At 59.6% G+C, this 15,554-nt stretch carries 11 protein-coding genes; 5 read left to right on the forward strand and 6 right to left on the reverse strand.

All coding sequences use genetic code 11. The features are described from left to right. Positions 1–9 precede the first annotated feature (9 nt). Genes CFBP4996_RS28170 through CFBP4996_RS28185 form a run of 4 tightly spaced genes read left to right on the forward strand, consistent with a single transcriptional unit; the run spans position 10 to position 6,107 of the window. Entirely contained in the window at positions 10–1,086 is a 1,077-nt protein-coding gene (locus CFBP4996_RS28170; RefSeq protein ID WP_080855220.1) for an ABC transporter ATP-binding protein, read from the forward strand. After that, complete coding sequence (locus CFBP4996_RS28175) at positions 1,073–1,972, forward strand: ABC transporter permease (RefSeq protein WP_162936156.1); 900 nt, start codon at positions 1,073–1,075, stop codon at positions 1,970–1,972. Before CFBP4996_RS28170 ends, CFBP4996_RS28175 begins: the two co-directional genes overlap by 14 nt. Then, positions 1,972–2,763: an ABC transporter permease gene (locus CFBP4996_RS28180; RefSeq protein ID WP_080855222.1), complete on the forward strand. Its 792-nt coding sequence runs from the start codon at positions 1,972–1,974 to the stop codon at positions 2,761–2,763. The genes CFBP4996_RS28175 and CFBP4996_RS28180 overlap by 1 nt, the downstream gene beginning before the upstream one ends. 32 nt (positions 2,764–2,795) lie before the next feature. After that, positions 2,796–6,107, forward strand: coding sequence for a molybdopterin-dependent oxidoreductase (locus CFBP4996_RS28185; RefSeq protein ID WP_080855223.1), 3,312 nt, complete (start codon positions 2,796–2,798; stop codon positions 6,105–6,107). 99 nt (positions 6,108–6,206) lie between these two features. Here CFBP4996_RS28185 and CFBP4996_RS28190 read toward each other — a convergent pair whose 3' ends face one another. From CFBP4996_RS28190 to CFBP4996_RS28215, 6 genes are all read right to left on the reverse strand, one after another. Then, the gene (locus CFBP4996_RS28190; protein WP_170988540.1) at positions 6,207–7,394 is read right to left on the reverse strand and encodes a M20 metallopeptidase family protein; all 1,188 of its coding nucleotides are present in this window, start codon (positions 7,392–7,394) and stop codon (positions 6,207–6,209) included. A gap of 18 nt (positions 7,395–7,412) precedes the next feature. Continuing rightward, positions 7,413–9,059, reverse strand: a complete 1,647-nt coding sequence (locus CFBP4996_RS28195; protein ID WP_080855224.1) for an ABC transporter ATP-binding protein — start codon at positions 9,057–9,059, stop codon at positions 7,413–7,415. Beyond that, positions 9,056–9,928 carry an ABC transporter permease gene (locus tag CFBP4996_RS28200; RefSeq protein WP_080855225.1) on the reverse strand — a complete coding sequence of 291 codons (873 nt, stop codon included), beginning with the start codon at positions 9,926–9,928 and terminating at the stop codon, positions 9,056–9,058. Before CFBP4996_RS28200 ends, CFBP4996_RS28195 begins: the two co-directional genes overlap by 4 nt. Then, a complete protein-coding gene (locus CFBP4996_RS28205; protein ID WP_080855226.1) occupies positions 9,925–10,872 on the reverse strand; it encodes an ABC transporter permease in 948 nt (315 codons plus the stop codon). Before CFBP4996_RS28205 ends, CFBP4996_RS28200 begins: the two co-directional genes overlap by 4 nt. 52 nt (positions 10,873–10,924) lie before the next feature. Continuing rightward, the gene (locus CFBP4996_RS28210) at positions 10,925–12,412 is read right to left on the reverse strand and encodes an ABC transporter substrate-binding protein (RefSeq protein ID WP_080855227.1); all 1,488 of its coding nucleotides are present in this window, start codon (positions 12,410–12,412) and stop codon (positions 10,925–10,927) included. 544 nt (positions 12,413–12,956) lie between these two features. Further along, the gene (locus tag CFBP4996_RS28215) at positions 12,957–13,835 is read right to left on the reverse strand and encodes a DMT family transporter (RefSeq protein WP_080855228.1); all 879 of its coding nucleotides are present in this window, start codon (positions 13,833–13,835) and stop codon (positions 12,957–12,959) included. Between the two features lie 265 nt (positions 13,836–14,100). On the opposite strand from CFBP4996_RS28215, the gene CFBP4996_RS28220 reads away from it, so the two are divergent. After that, positions 14,101–15,528: an amidase gene (locus CFBP4996_RS28220; RefSeq protein WP_080855229.1), complete on the forward strand. Its 1,428-nt coding sequence runs from the start codon at positions 14,101–14,103 to the stop codon at positions 15,526–15,528. Positions 15,529–15,554 lie beyond the last annotated feature (26 nt).

The raw sequence follows: 15,554 nt of genomic DNA on the forward strand, positions 1-15,554 counted from the left end.
TGGTAAAACATGGCTCAAGTCGATTTTTCACAAGTCAGCAAGTACTACGGTGGTCTGCCGGCGGTACAGGATGCCACCCTTCGGATCCGGGAGGGAGAGTTCTTCTCTCTCCTGGGACCGAGCGGTAGTGGCAAGACCACTCTCCTGAGGATGGTTGCAGGGTTTGTTCATCCCGACGAGGGGGCGATCAAGATTGGCGATCGTGTCGTAAACGATCTTCCGCCGCACAAACGCAACATCGGGATGGTGTTCCAGCACTACGCCCTGTTTCCTCACCGGACGGTGGCGGAGAATGTTGCCTTCGGCCTTCAAATGCGAAAGGCTTCGCCCGACGATATCCGGAACCGGGTCGCAGAGGCGTTGCAACTGGTTCAGCTCGAAGCACGCGGCAGTTCCTATCCGCGGGAGCTCAGCGGTGGTCAGCAGCAGCGCGTGGCAATCGCAAGATCGATCGCCATGAGACCGTCGCTGCTTCTGCTGGATGAGCCGCTCAGCGCCCTCGACAGGAAGCTCCGCACCGACATGCAGGTGGAGTTGCGCGCGCTCCAGCAAAAGTTGGGCATCACTGCCCTGTATGTGACGCACGACCAGGAAGAGGCCCTCTCCATGTCGGACCGCATCGCGGTGATGAATGGAGGGAAAATCGTCCAGCAGGGAACGGCTCGCGAGCTATACGATCAGCCGCGTACGGCCTTCGTGGCGAACTTTCTTGGAAGCGCGAATGTCATCGACATAACCGTTCACAAGTCGGGCACGGAATGTACCGGTTCGGTCAACGGCCACAGCATTCCGCTTTTTGCGCCGCCCGAGGCCAGGGATGGTCAGGCTGCGAAACTGGCCCTGCGTCCCGAAAGACTTCGAATCCTGTCGTCAGAAGCCTCCCATAGCGGGGCACAACTGAAGGGCGTGGTCACCGCGGTCAGCTACATGGGCAGCGATATCCGCGTTCTCGTCGCAGTGGATGATCGCTTGCTCATCAACGCCCGCATCGACGCTCAAACGCAAAAAGGGGCCGACTTTTTCCGAGAAGGAGATCCGATTTTCGTCGTCTGGGATCCCAGGGAGGCGATCTATGTCTCAAGTTGAACTGGCGAGCCAGCCGGTGGTGGCGACCCCGGCGGGCCGAGCCGGCCAAAACCGCGTCAGACTGCTCCTGATCGGCCCTCCGCTGATCTACTATATCTTCCTGCTCGCCATCCCTTTTGCGAGCGTGGTTGCACTCGGCTTTGCCACGCGGTCGGACACCGGGCTGTTCGATCTGATTTTCACCTGGTCGAACTACGCCGTGGTTTTGACCGACCCCTTCTATTGGAAGATCGGGTGGACGACCCTGCGGCTGAGCATCGTCACAACCCTGATTTGTCTCGTCCTTGCCTACCCGGTTGCCTACCGGCTGGCGGGGCTGTCGATGCGCGCGCGCAAGATATTCCTGATCCTGCTGATGTTTCCCCTGCTGCTGAGCACGATCATCCGCGTCTACGGATGGATGGTCATACTCGGGCGCAGAGGTTTGCTGAACCAGTCTCTCATCGAGCTCGGGCTTCTCAGCCGGCCGGTCAGTTTCCTGCAAACCGAATGGACCGTCATCGTCGGGCTTGTGTCCATTCTCATTCCCTATGCGGTCATCAACATCATGAACGCGCTGGCGACGATCGACCCGATGTATAAGGAGGCAGCCGCGATCCATTCCGCGTCGCCATTCAAAGTCTTCGTCCATGTCACATTTCCTCTCAGCAGGCCCGGCATCGTCTCCGGCGGCTTGATCATCTTCTCCCTGACGATGGGAACCTATCTCGTCTCGCTGCTGCTTGGCGGGCCTGGGGTGAAGATGTTCGGAAATGTGGTGTTTGACTCCATCAATGGTTTTAACTGGCCGTTGGGGGCCGCTGTATCTGCCGTTCTGGTCTTGATCACTCTCGTCACCACTTCCGCGTTCAGCCGCCTGCTCGCCACTCCGAACATGGTGCGCTGATGAAAAGCTCCGTTATCGTTCGAACATTCCTTGATTTCTTCGTCGTCATTGTTTTTCTGCTGGTGCTCGCGCCTGTCGTCGTCATCGCGCTTGTGTCGTTCAACCCGGGCAATGATCTGACTTTCCCGCCACAGGCAATTTCGCTCCGGTGGTACGAAGCGTTCTTCGCCGACTCGCAGATGACTTCCGGGCTGATCTGGAGCATCGTCGTTGCCGTTGCAGCCTGCGTGCTTTCAATCGTCCTCGGCACGCTGGCAGCAGTGGCGCTCACGCGCCTTCGCCTGCCGTTCAAGAGTACGATCGAAGCCTTCCTGCTTTCTCCCCTCGTCTTTCCCGGACTGATCCTGGGCGTCGCGCTGCTGCTGGCGTCACAGTTCGTCGGGATGTCCATCGTGCTCAGGCTGATCCTGGCGCATACCCTGCTCGGCATTCCGTTTGTCATCCGCTCGGTGATGTCGAGCCTCAACCTGTTCGATGTCGCCATCGAGGACGCTGCCTGCGTCCATGGTGCGAGCCGGCTACGGGCGTTCATGCTCGTCACGCTGCCGAGCATCCAGGGCGGCGTTGCGGCGGGCGCGATCTTCGCCTTCGTCGTATCCTTCGGGGAGATCAATGCGACATTGTTCCTCGTAGGTCCCGGATTGGCCACACTGCCGATCCATATGTTTAGTCAAATCCAGTTTGGCGCAGAGCAGGTGGTCGTTGCTGCAGCATCAACGGTCCAAATGGCGCTCGTGGTCATTCTGATCTTTGCTCTTGAGAAAGTTGGTCTGTCCGTCGCCACGCGATAGGCGTCGAAGGGGCACTAGGAGATTGGTCCATCATGATCGAGGAGAAAGTCGGGTTTTGTACCCTGTGTAAATCACGGTGTGGAACCATCAATCTGGTCGAGAACGGCTGGCTCAAGCAGGTCCTGCCGAACCCGGCGCACCCGACGGGTAAGGCGATGTGCCCGAAGGGACGTTCTGCACCGGAAGTTGTTCACAACTCGAGACGCCTTACGGCGCCACTCAGGCGGACCTCCCCAAAGGGTGACCCGAACCCGAGATGGATGGAAATTTCCTGGGACGACGCTCTCGATGAAATCGCCAGCCGATTGAAAGACCAGGTCGACAAAGGCGGCCCGGAATCCGTTGCATTCGCTGTGACGTCCGGGTCGTCATCTCCCTTGTCCGACAGTACGGACTGGATCCTCCGCTTTATACGAGGGTTCGGCAGCCCGAACCTCTGCTACGCAGCGGAGATCTGCACCTGGCACAAGGACTACGCGCACGCCTTCACGTTTGGCTCGGGAATCCCTGCTGCGGATTACGCCAACTCCGAACTCATTTTGTTGTGGGGTCACAACCCGTCGAATGTCTGGCTCGCGCAGGCCGAGGCGATTGCCGCGTCTCACACCAGAGGCGCCAAGCTCGCGGTCATCGATCCACGCCGCACAGCCTTCGCAGGCCGCGCCGACCACTGGCTTCGCGTTCGGCCCGGCACTGACGCCGCCGTTGCAATGGGTCTCGCCAGAGAGCTCATCGTCAATGAAGCCTTCGACGCGGAATTTGTCCGCGACTGGACCAATGCGACATTCCTCGTGAGGTCGGATAACGGCAGGTTTCTTCGGACCTGCGATGTTTCCCGATCAGATGCAACTGAAGGCTACATGGTGTGGGAGCAGGAGACTGGCGCCCCTGTTGCGGCAGAAGGTCGACCGGGATCGGCCGCTCTATCCGGCAGCTATGTTGTTTCGACCTCCGCCGGCGACGTCGTCTGTCGCACCGCATTTGACATCTATCGAGAGGCTGTCGAGCGCTACGATCCCGAGACCGTGGAGCGACTGACCGGTGTCGACGCGAAGACGCTGACGGATCTGGCGCGCGCCATGGGCACCGCCAACGGGATCAGCTACCACACATGGACCGGTACGGGTCAGCATCGCAACGCCACCCAGACTGAACGTGCGATCGCTACGCTCTATGCGCTTACCGGTTCATTCGATGTCCGCGGGGGGAATGTTCAGATCACCCCGTTGCCCACGCCTGCTCTCCACACCATGTCCATGATGCCGGAGAAACAGCGCGCAAAGGCATTGGGGCTGAAGGAGCGGCCGCTCGGCCCGGCACTCAATGGCTGGATCACGTCGACCGACCTGTACGACGCCATTATCGACCATGCTCCATACAAGGTTGGCGCACTGGTGACCTTTGGAACGAATCTTCTCGTTTCGCACCCCGCGCCCGGCCGCGGCAAAGAAGCGCTGAAGAACCTCGACTTCTATGTCCACTGCGATCTGTTCCACAATCCGACCTCGGACTACGCGGACATTCTTCTCCCGGTCTCGACACCGTGGGAGTATGAATCATTGCGCATCGGCTTCGAAATCTCGGTGGAGGCGCAGGAGCTCGTACAGCTGCGCCAGCAAATGGTGCCGTTGCAGGGAGATACCCGGTCCGACACCTGGATCGTCTTCGAGTTGGCCAGGCGGCTTGGTCTCGGAGAGCTTTTCTTCAATGGAGATATAGAGGCTGCCTGGAAGTATCAGCTGGCGCCACTCGGGTTGGATATCGAGACGCTGCGGGCCAACCCTCAGGGGATCAGGATCCCGACAACGCAACGCTATCAGAAGTACCGGGTGTCTGGCTTTCCGACCGAAACGGGTCGAGCGGAGCTCTATTCCGAAAAGCTGCTGCGCCACGGATATTCGCCGGTGCCTGAGTTCGTGCCATCGCCGGAAAGCGACGATCCCTCGTTTCCCCTTGTCCTGATGGCGGCAAGCAACGGCTACTTTCGCCATAGCCAGGACCGGGGCATGTCTGCCTTGCGTCGCAAGCGGCCCGAACCGCTCGTCGAGATGCATCCAGATCTCGCAAGCCGGCACGGCATTCGCGAAGGCGACATGGTTCGTGTCGCAACACGCACCGGCTCCATCGTGCTCAAGGCATCGTTTGATGAGGAGCTGGCTCCGGACGTCGTGGTCGGTGACTATGGCTGGTGGGAGTCCGCCCCCGATCTCGGTCTTCCGGGCTATTCGCTGGATGCCGATGGAAAAGGTGCGAACTATAACGCCCTTGTCCCGGAGCGAGATCGGGATCCGATCAGCGGATCATCGCCCATGCGTTCCCTCGCATGCAGTGTCGAGCTCGTCAGCCGCTCGGTTTCGCATTCCGCGCGAGAGTTCAGGGTTTCCTCCCGAAGGGTGGAAGCGAACGATATCGTCTCGTTCGAGTTCGAACCGGTCGATGGCCAGGCCCTTTCAGGGTTCCTGCCGGGCCAGCATGTTGCAATTCGCGTCGGGGAAAACGAGCGCTGCTATTCATTGACTGGACCGGGCTGCGAATATCCGCTCTCCTATTCCATCGCCGTTCGAAGGATTCCGGATGGTTCCGTCTCCGGACAGGTCACATCGGTCCTCAAAGAAGGCGATATCGTCACGCTGAAGCCTCCCGGCGGTAACTTCATCGTGCCTGTGACGAACGAGTTTCCACTGGTCTTGATCGCGGCTGGCATCGGGATCACGCCGTTCATGTCGCTGATCGAAAGCTTGACTGGAAAACCCGGCGAGCCCGAGGTGACCCTTTACTATGCCTGTCGCGACGTCCAGTCGCGCGCATTTCATGAGCGACTTCAATATCACGCCCGCCGTCTCAGGAATCTGACCATCATCAACTACCTGAGTCGGTCGGGCGAAACGACGGAGGACTACCGTGCCGGGCGCTTCTCTGTAGACGACATCCCAGCTAGCCTGCTTCGCCAGAGGCCGCGCTTTTACATTTGCGCGAGCAACGAGATGATGGACGAGCTCACGGCGGGCCTGATCGCACGCAACGTGCCGAAATTCGAGATCTTCTCAGAGCGGTTCCGCTCGCCGACAAGACCGGCGGGTGACAGTTCGCCTGCGTGTAATATCCGCTTCTCGCGGTCCGGCAGGACCGTCCGGTGGGAGAGTGACTCCGGCGTCCTTCTTGATTTCGCAGAGCGAAACGGCGAGAAACTGCCCAGCGGTTGCCGGGTCGGCCAATGCGAGAGCTGTGTGGTCAAGATCCTTGAGGGCAGTGTACGCCATCTGATCGACGATCCCGAATTGGAGGAGGGCATGTGCCTGGCGTGCCAGGCATTGCCATTGTCAGATCTGGTGATCGATGCGTGATGATCGTCAGGCTTAATTCTGCAATGAACAGCCAATGGCGCAGCGCTTGACCGCTTAGCCCTCATCTGCGGATGGCGAAGCGAGTTCTACTGAGCCAATTCAGTTCAGAATGTCCAGGGCAGCTCTCGCCAACATTCGTGCGCCGACGCTGATGCATGCATCGTCAGGTTGGTAGACCGAGCTATGCAACGCATCCTTCCGCCCCGCGGTCGCTGATCCAATCATGAAGTGGCACGAAGGGACGACTTCACCCATGAACGCAAAGTCTTCCCCGCCCATCGATGGATCGAGTTTGCGGCCGGATCCCGCTCCCACCTGAGCCTCGCTCGCCGCCACCAATTTTCCAAGCAACGTATCGTCATTGTCGAGAGCTGGCGTCCCCCGTTTATAGTCTAGGCGGCATTCCACCCTCATCCCGGACGCTGTGCTGTCGCACAGCCTCAGAATTGCCTTTTCAACCAGATCCCTGACTGTGTTGTCCTGCGTGCGGACGGTCCCGCTGATGGCGACCTCATCAGGTATGATGTTGAAGGCGGAACCGCCGTGGATCGACCCTACGCTCAAAACGGCGCAGCTTCTGGGATGGACCTCGCGAGACACGATCGTCTGCAGTTGTCCGACGAGGCCACAGGCTGCGACGATCGGATCGATCGTCTCCGACGGGTTTGCCGCGTGCCCCGAGTGGCCCCTGACCACAATATCGAAGCGATCCGTGGATGCCATCGAAACGCCGGGACACCATCCGAATTCACCTACCGGAATGTGGGGGGCGTTGTGGAAGCCGATCGCCATATCGGCGCCTTCCAGCACGCCGTCCCTGATCATCGCGACGGCCCCCTCGCCGGTTTCTTCCGCCGGCTGGAATACAAGGCGGACATTGCCTGCCAGTTGCTGTTCAAACCGTTTCAGGATGGATGCTGCGCTTAAGAGCGTGGCCGTGTGGATATCATGACCGCAGGCATGCATCAGGCCCTCATGGCGGCTGCGGTATTCGAGCTCGGTCTTCTCCGTGATCGGCAGCGCATCCATATCGGCGCGGATCACCAATGTCGGTCCCGGCCGGCTGCCGATTATCTCTCCCACGACACCGGTGCCTCCGACCCCACTGCGGCACAGAATATCCAGCTTTGCCAGTTCGTCAGCAACGATGCCGGCGGTCCGAAACTCCTGCATCGCCAGTTCCGGATGAGCATGGAGGTCACGACGGACGGCGACAAAGGCAGCCTCGTTGCTTTTTGCAATCTCATCGATCGCCGCGGACAGGTCGTTGGGAATTGAACTCAGCATGAACGTCTCATCTCTTTTCTACTGACTGGCTGGCACGAACCGTCGGTCCCGCGACTGAAGCTTCCGGTTGAGCGCGCGCTCGAGATCCGGCGCGGCGTCTACGAGCGCCTGACCAGCCTCCGACGCCGGCGCGTCGAGGACGGCTCTGGTCACCCCGCGTTCGACGATACGTCCGTCATGCATGACGATCACTTCGTCGGTGACCGCGCGAGCGACGGTGAGATCGTGGGTGATGAACAGGTAGGCGACCCCGAGCCGGCTGTTGAGATCGGCGAACAGGTCGAGAATCTGGGCCCGGATCGACACGTCGAGCGCCGATACCGGCTCGTCTGCGACGACCAGCTTGGGGCGCGTGATGATGGCCCGCGCGATCGATATACGCTGGCGCTGGCCACCCGAGAACTCATGCGGGTATTTCTCCATGTCGGCAGGCTTGAGGCCGACATCGTGAAGGGCTGCTGCGACCATCTCCCGTTGTTCGGCGGCCGTCGGTTGCGTCTCGAGAAGGTGCAATGGCTCGGCGACCAGCCGCTTGACCTGATAGCGGGGGTTGAACGAGCCGTAAGGATCCTGGAACACCACCTGCATCTTGCGGCGGTGCGGTTTCAGCTCCCTCTCGCTCAGGGCACTGACCTCGGCGCCGTCGAGACGGATCGACCCGCCGGTCGGCTTGTCGAGCGCAAGGATCATCCGCGCCAGCGTGGACTTGCCGCAACCCGAGCGACCGACAAGCGCCAGGGATTGTCCCTCCCTTACCGAGAAAGAGACGTCGTCAACGGCGCGGAAGTGTTTCGACCGAGAGAACAGCGAGGCACGATGTTCCGCGTAGTCACGCGTGACAGAAGTGACTTCAAGGAGAGGCGCGCTGGCCTTTATGTCGCGGTATGGCTGCCGCTCGGGCACATGCATTGAAGCCTGTGCCAACTGGCGCGTGTAGGGGTGACGCTGCTCCGACAGGGTGCGGGCCGTCTCTCCCACTTCCATGACCTCTCCGTAGCGCATGACCGTCGTGCGATCCGCCATATCGGCGACGACCGCAAGGTCATGCGAAATCAGGAGGAGGCCCATCTTTCTTTCATCGACGAGATCACGCAGCAGATCGAGGATCTGTTTCTGCAGGACTACGTCTAGGGCAGTCGTGGGTTCGTCGGCGATGAGCAGTTTGGGCTTGAGCGCGCAGGCGATCGCGATCACAACGCGCTGGCGCTGACCGCCGGAAAGCTGGTGCGGGAAGCGCGACAACGGAAACTTGGCTGCCGGCAGCCCGACCCGGTCGAGGATGAGCCGCGCCGCATTCTCTGCTTCGAAGCGGCTCACTCGAGTATGCCAGCGGATGCCTTCAGCCACCTGCTCGCCAATGGTCTTGACGGGGTTGAGTGCCGTCATCGGCTCCTGAAACACCATGCCGATGTCATCACCGCGAAGCCGGTTCATAGCGGTCTCCGGGGCAGTCAGAATATCGATGCCATCGAAGGTCACCCGACCTCTTGCAAGCGCGGCTTGCGGCAGCAGTTTCATGATGGTCATCGCCGTCATGGATTTGCCCGAGCCGGATTCTCCGACAAGACCCATCACCTCGCCCTGATCGAGGGCGATATCGACGCCCTTGAGGATCGGAATGCCGGCGATATCAACGTGAAGATTTTCGATTTCGAGCAGGCTCATCGTTGTCGCCTCAGTTTGGGGTCGAGCACATCGCGCAGTCCATCGCCCAGCAGGTTGAGGCCGAGGACTGTGATGACGATGGCGAGACCGGGAAAAATCGCCAGGTGCGGCGCGACAGTCATGCGCGTCTGCGCATCGAACAGCATCCGCCCCCAGGATGGCATCGGCGGTTGCGCGCCAAGTCCAAGATAGGAAAGCCCGGCTTCGGCCAAGATGCCGAGCGCAAACTGGATCGTGCCCTGGACCAGCAGCAGCGAGGCGATGTTGGGCAGGATATGCTCAATGGTGATGAGCGCCCTGCCCTTGCCGGCTGTACGAGCTGCGAGAATATATTCGCGTGACCACAGCGACAGGGCCCCAGCGCGGGCGACGCGGGCAAAGACCGGTACGTTGAAGATACCGATGGCGATGATGGCGTTGATGGCAGCGGGACCCAGGATGGCGGTGATCATCACGGCCGACAGCAACGCAGGAAAGGCAAAGACGACGTCGTTAAAGCGCATCAGCGCCTCGTCCACCCAACCGCCTCGTGCCGCCGCATAGCAGCCGAGCGGAACCCCGACGCCAATGCCGATACCGACCGCAACGACCGCGACGGCGATGGAATTGCGTGCACCGATCATGATCATGGACAGGATATCCCGCCCGAAATGATCCGTGCCGAATGGATGCTGCGCCGACAGTCCCTTCATCCGATCGGCCACGACGAGATTGGTGATATCGTAGGGAGACCAGACGAAGGAGATGAGCGCCATGGCAGCGATCAGCACCGTGATGGTTGCGCCGGCGAGGAATGAGCGATTGGCCAAGGCGTGGCCCGCAATGACGCGCCAATCCGGAAGGTCGACTGTATTTTCCTGAATATTCATGCCTTGATCCTCAGGCGCGGGTCGACGACAGCGTAGAGGATGTCGATGACGATGTTGACGAGCACGACGCTTACTACGAGCAGCATCACGACACCCTTGACCACGATCAGGTCGCGCTGGGTGATCGCCTGGAAAACCAGACGGCCAAGTCCCGGCAGGTAAAAGACGTTTTCGATGATGATTGTGCCCGCCAGCATGAAAGCGAACTGCAGGCCCATGATGGTGATCACCGGGATCATCGCGTTGCGCAAAGCGTGGCGCCAGAGCACGTAACGGCGCGGCATGCCCTTGGCGCGTGCGGTTCGAATGTAGTCTTCGCCGAGCACTTCGAGCATCGCCGAGCGGGTGACGCGTGACAGGATTGCGGCTTGCGGCAAAGCGAGAGAGATCGCGGGAAGGACGAGCGCCTTGAGGCCGGGCCACACTCCCCCACCCCAACCGGGAAATCCACCTGCAGGGACAAGGCGCAGCCAAACGGCGAACACATAGACAAGAAGCAGCGCGAACCAGAAGTTCGGAACAGCGACTCCAAGCTGTGCAACGCCCATGGAAACCGTATCAGCCGGCCGACCGCGCCGTGAGGCCGAGAAAATACCGACTGGGATGGCGATGACGGTCGAAAGCGCAAGCGCGATCGCCGCCAGCGGAACCGAGACGACTGCACGTTCGGCGATCAGGTTGATCACATAGGACGAATAGGTCAGCGACCGGCCGAAATCGCCGATCAGCATGCCACCGAGCCAGCCGAAATAGCGCAACAACAGCGGATCGTCGGCGCCCATCTGGTTGCGCAGGGCCTCCAGCGCCTCTGGTGTTGCATTCATCCCCAGCATCAGTTGCGCCGGATCGCCGGGCAGGACTTCCATCACGGCGAAGACCACCATGGAGGCGAGTACAAGCGTAATCGCTCCGATGATCAGCCGCTTGATCAGAAAGGCGGTCATTCAGTTGGTCGCTCCTGTGGAAGACATAATGAAGGTTCCGAAATCGGAGCGACTATTCTTTCCACCTGACATCGGTCAGATCGATCGCCTGTATTGGAGCGTTGTGCCACATCCCCTGCAACCTGGCGTCCCAGACGCCGACCTTGGGAAGTTCGAACAGGAAGCCTGCCACGGCATCTTTGGCGAGTATGCGCTGAGCCTCGCCGTAGAGCTCGTTGCGCTGCGCCTCGTCGGTGGTGGCGCTCAGCTTCTCGATAACGGCATTGAAGGCGGGATTTTTGTAGTTGAAGTAGTAGTCCGGCCGCGAATAGATATCGATATCATTGGGCTCGGTGTGCGAGACAATCGTCAGGTCGTAATTCTTGTCCTTGAACACACCACTCAGCCAGTCGGCCCACTCGACCGGAACGATTTCGGCATTGACCCCGATCTGACGGAGCTGTGAGGCGACAACCTGCCCCCCATCCCGCGCATAGGCCACCGGGGGCAGATAGAGCTTCGCCGAGAAGCCGTTTTCGAGACCGGCTTCCTTCAGAAGCGCCTTGGCCTTGGCGAGATCGTAAGGATAGGTGGCTGTCAGATCGACATAGGCCTTGTTGGCCGGCGAGAAATGAGAGCCGATCGGCGTGCCGAGACCGCTTATCCCGTTGCCCGCGATAATCTCCTCGCGGTTGAGCGCATGCGAAATGGCCTGCCGGACCCGGATATCGTTGAACGGCGCCTTGCCATTGTTCATGGCCAGCAAAGTCTCGCCCTCCGTGGTGCCAATGACCACTTCGAACTGCGGATTGGCCTGGAACTGGCCGAGTGCATCACCCGCCGGCATATTCGAAAAGGCCTGAACATCGCCCGACAGCATCGCTGGTATTGCTGCGGCTGTATCGGGGATGATGCGGAATTCCGCTTTATCGAGTGCGACCGGCTTACCCCAGTAGTCAGGGTTCCTGACAAGGGTGATCTCCGAGCCCTTTGCCCAGTGATCGAACTTGAAGGGACCTGTCCCGACCGGTTGTTCCTTGTTACCGGCAGCCGTCTCGGGCGCGACGATGACGGCGTCACCCCATCCCATATTGTAGAGAAATGCACCTTCCGGCTTTTTCAGGGACACCTTGACGGTCGCCGGATCGACAATTTCGACCGTTTCGATGGCGGCAAAAAGACCCTTTTGAGCATTGGTCGAACCGTCGGCGCGGGCCCGGTCAAGCGAGAACTTCACGTCCTCGGCGTCAAAAGCCGACCCGTCGTGGAATTTCACGCCGGTATGGAGCTTGAACGTATAGACCTTGCCATCGCCTGACACAGTCCAGCTTTCGGCGAGCGCCGGAAGAACCTCGCCATTGCGCCCGATGCGTGTCAGTCCCTCGAACAGGTTGGCGTAGACGACATCGTCGATCGCGCCAGCTGCTCCGGCCGTTGGATCCAGATGCGGCGGTTCAAGCACGATCCCGACGACAAGATCGGAACGTTGGGCATAAGCCGCAACCGAAGTACCGGCAAGCATGAGAGCAGCCAGAGCGAAAGTGACCTTGTTGATTTTCATGAAGCTCTCCGGAGTTAGGTTTAGATTTGCAGGTAATCTTCGATGCCGATCATGCCTTCGGATCAGACAACGGTCTTCATGCGTCCGCTCGGCATGCCCGATTGTATCGGAGCAAACCGTAATTCGATCATGAGAAGAACGGATCGGTTGAACCAGGTATTGCCGCTTGCGCAGCACGCGCAGCAATCAACGACGACTGCCGTCAGATGCAGGCAGCAGTCCCGTCACTGTGCTTGAACCAATTTCCGGACATGCCTGGTCTGAGACCGACGCTTCCGCCGCCCCACCAAACCGGGCGCCTCGCGGTTGTTTTGTTCCCATTCTTTTCTTGTTGCAGCCATCAAAACCCAAGCCGGATCAAATGTCCATAAAAAAGTTGGAAAATAATTTAACTTCTTTTTGGAGCTTTGTTTGGTGCCTCCAGCACTTGCACGAAAACGGAACAGCGGGTGATGACATACGGAGCGACCATGGGCGTTGCGGCTTAGCCGCCACCAATCACGCTGCTCCAAGCAAATGTTGCGGCAGAGGCAGACGTGGCGTTTCAAAGTCGCTGATTCCTGCCAGCGGCCTTTGCCTCACGCCAGATCGTGAACGATCCGGCTGCGATGATGATGATGCCACCAAGCAACATCTGCGACGTCATCAGCTCCCCATAGACAAACACGCCGATCATGCAGACGAGGAGGGTTTGAATATACGACATCGGCTGGACGACTACGGCGCTCAGAAGGTCGTATGCCTTGATGATCAGGTAGTGACCCGCAGTACCTGTCGCGAGCAGCAGGATCATCGAGAACCAATCCTTAGGCGCGATCGGTGTCCAGTAAAATGGTCCGATGACGGTCATGATGACGGTTCCGACCACGCCGATGTAAAAGAAACTCGTGGCTGGGGTATCGGTCCTTGCGCTCAGTCGCGTCAGCACCGAGTAGATTGCGTAGGTGAGGGTAAAGATCAGCGGGATGATGATCTTGGCGTCCAGAGAGATGTCGGCCGGATTGATAATCAGCAAAACGCCGGCAAAGCCGATACTGATGGCAATCCAACGCCGCCACCCGACATGTTCGCCCAGCCCAACAGCCGAAAGGCATGCGACGACAAGCGGCGTGGCAGCGAAGATCGTATGGGTCTGCGCCAGTCCGACATGCACGTAGGAAAAGGTTGCGATGCCGAACTGGAAAGCCAGAAGGCATCCCCTGGTCAACTGCAGCCAAGGTCGCTTGCTTGCTGCCGCGGCCCTAAGACCACCCTGCTGCCTGCTTGCCAGCCAGATAACGAAAAGTGCGAATGCCCAGTACCGGAACATAGTGACGAGCGGCACAGGATAGGTCGAGCCGAGATGTTTCGATACGCCATCTTGTATCGCGAAAACTGCTGCCGCGGAGATCGCGTAGGTGAGGCCGAGAGACTGAGATCGCATAGACGTGCATTCGTAAGGGGCGCGGCGCTGGCGATGAAATCGCTGCTCGGTGCCGTGGGTTGGATGTCATCAGTCTGGCTTCCGGCCGACAAGCGTTGTCGACCGCGAAATTCCCAGCGCTGACGGGTGCATATTCGTGATTGGGCGTTTTCGTGACAGGTCGATACAACATGAAGCTCCTCATCCTGTCCATCAAAAAGTTGAAAAAAAATTTGACTTCTTTTCTTATGGCGCTCAAATTGGCGCTCAATTAATGGGGTGACCAATGAATATTGACAAAAAGAATGAATCTGGAAAATCCGGGCGCAAATCCAGCACCGCTGACCTAACCGCGGTCCAGCTTCTCGACGCGTACAGGTCGAAACGACTGTCTCCTGTCGAGGTTGTGGAGGATGTGATCGCAAGGATTGAAACCTGCGAGCCTCATCTCAATGCGATGTGGGCGCTCGATCACGACGCGGCGCGCGCGGCGGCGCGCCAATCGGAAGCGCGTTGGATGAAGGGTGTCGCGGTTGGCGCGCTCGACGGCGTTCCGATCACGATCAAGGACAATATTGCTACTCGAGGGGCACCGACGCCTTTGGGGACTGCTGCAGTCCCTCTCGTCCCGGCAGCAGAAGACGGCCCTTCTGCAGCCCGCACGCGCGAAGCCGGTGCAGTCCTTGTCGGCAAGACGACCATGCCGGACTACGGGATGCTGTCATCGGGTCTTTCGACGTTCCACAAGCTCGCGCGCAACCCCTGGAACCTCGAGACAAATCCCGGCGGATCGAGCGCAGGCGCAGGCGCCGCCGCTGCGATCGGTTATGGTCCGCTGCATCTCGGCTCGGACATTGGTGGATCTGTTCGCCTGCCGGCAGGGTGGTGCGGCGTGGTCGGCTTCAAACCAAGCTTCGGCCGTGTTCCCGTCGATCCTCCCTATATCGGTCGCGTCGTCGGACCAATGACCCGGACGGTGGCTGACGCGGCCCTGCTGATGTCGGTCATATCGCTTCCCGACGGGCGCGATACGATGAGCTTGCCTTATCAGGAAATCGCCTGGAACGATCTCGAAATGAAGGCTCGCAACGTCCGGATTGCGATGCTGCTCGATGCCGGCGCTGGCACGCCGACAGAACCCCAGGTCCGGGCCGCCATCGAGGCCGCAGCGGAAACCTTCCGGTCAGTCGGGTTCACCATCGATCTCATCGAGCCATACATGACGGAAGACATGCTCGAAGGGTTGAACCGGTTCCTTCGAACCCGATCCTGGCTCGCCGTCTCCAAGCTCAGCGATGCGGACCGTGAGAAGGTGCTGCCGTGGATTCGCGAGTGGGTAGCCCCTGCCGGTGCCTATTCGGGTGAAGACGTCTTCACCGGCTTCTCCCAGGTTGACGCATCGCGTGAGGCAATTCTTGGGGCCATGAAGAGCTATGACTACATGGTCTCCCCGGTCGCTTCGATGTCGTCGTTTCCAGCGCAATGGGCCTCCCCTAACAACGATCCGACGCGCGCGTTCGACCATGTGGCCTTCACTATCGCGGGAAACATGTCTGGCCAGCCGAGTATTTCCATCAACTGCGGATATGCCGCCGACGGGGCACCGATAGGATTGCAGATTACGGGCCAGCGTTACGATGACCTGGGGGTGCTCAGGATGGCGAGCCTTTACGAGCGTATCCGCCCTCAGCAGAGACCTTGGCCGATGCTCTGATCGACAATCCGGACCTGAGGTAGTAA

This window comes from Agrobacterium leguminum, from assembly GCF_005144435.2.
GTDB classification, from domain to species: Bacteria; Pseudomonadota; Alphaproteobacteria; order Rhizobiales; family Rhizobiaceae; genus Agrobacterium; species Agrobacterium leguminum.

Bases quoted from the DNA above. Each gene is read 5' to 3' on its own strand.
- CFBP4996_RS28175 (WP_162936156.1), top strand. From the start codon at position 1,073: ATGTCTCAAGTTGAACTGGCGAGCCAGCCGGTGGTGGCGACCCCGGCG.
- CFBP4996_RS28195 (WP_080855224.1), bottom strand. From the start codon at position 9,059: ATGAGCCTGCTCGAAATCGAAAATCTTCACGTTGATATCGCCGGCATT.
- CFBP4996_RS28210 (WP_080855227.1), bottom strand. From the start codon at position 12,412: ATGAAAATCAACAAGGTCACTTTCGCTCTGGCTGCTCTCATGCTTGCC.
- CFBP4996_RS28185 (WP_080855223.1), top strand. From the start codon at position 2,796: ATGATCGAGGAGAAAGTCGGGTTTTGTACCCTGTGTAAATCACGGTGT.
- CFBP4996_RS28215 (WP_080855228.1), bottom strand. From the start codon at position 13,835: ATGCGATCTCAGTCTCTCGGCCTCACCTACGCGATCTCCGCGGCAGCA.
- CFBP4996_RS28190 (WP_170988540.1), bottom strand. From the start codon at position 7,394: ATGCTGAGTTCAATTCCCAACGACCTGTCCGCGGCGATCGATGAGATT.
- CFBP4996_RS28170 (WP_080855220.1), top strand. From the start codon at position 10: ATGGCTCAAGTCGATTTTTCACAAGTCAGCAAGTACTACGGTGGTCTG.
- CFBP4996_RS28180 (WP_080855222.1), top strand. From the start codon at position 1,972: ATGAAAAGCTCCGTTATCGTTCGAACATTCCTTGATTTCTTCGTCGTC.
- CFBP4996_RS28205 (WP_080855226.1), bottom strand. From the start codon at position 10,872: ATGACCGCCTTTCTGATCAAGCGGCTGATCATCGGAGCGATTACGCTT.
- CFBP4996_RS28220 (WP_080855229.1), top strand. From the start codon at position 14,101: ATGAATATTGACAAAAAGAATGAATCTGGAAAATCCGGGCGCAAATCC.
- CFBP4996_RS28200 (WP_080855225.1), bottom strand. From the start codon at position 9,928: ATGAATATTCAGGAAAATACAGTCGACCTTCCGGATTGGCGCGTCATT.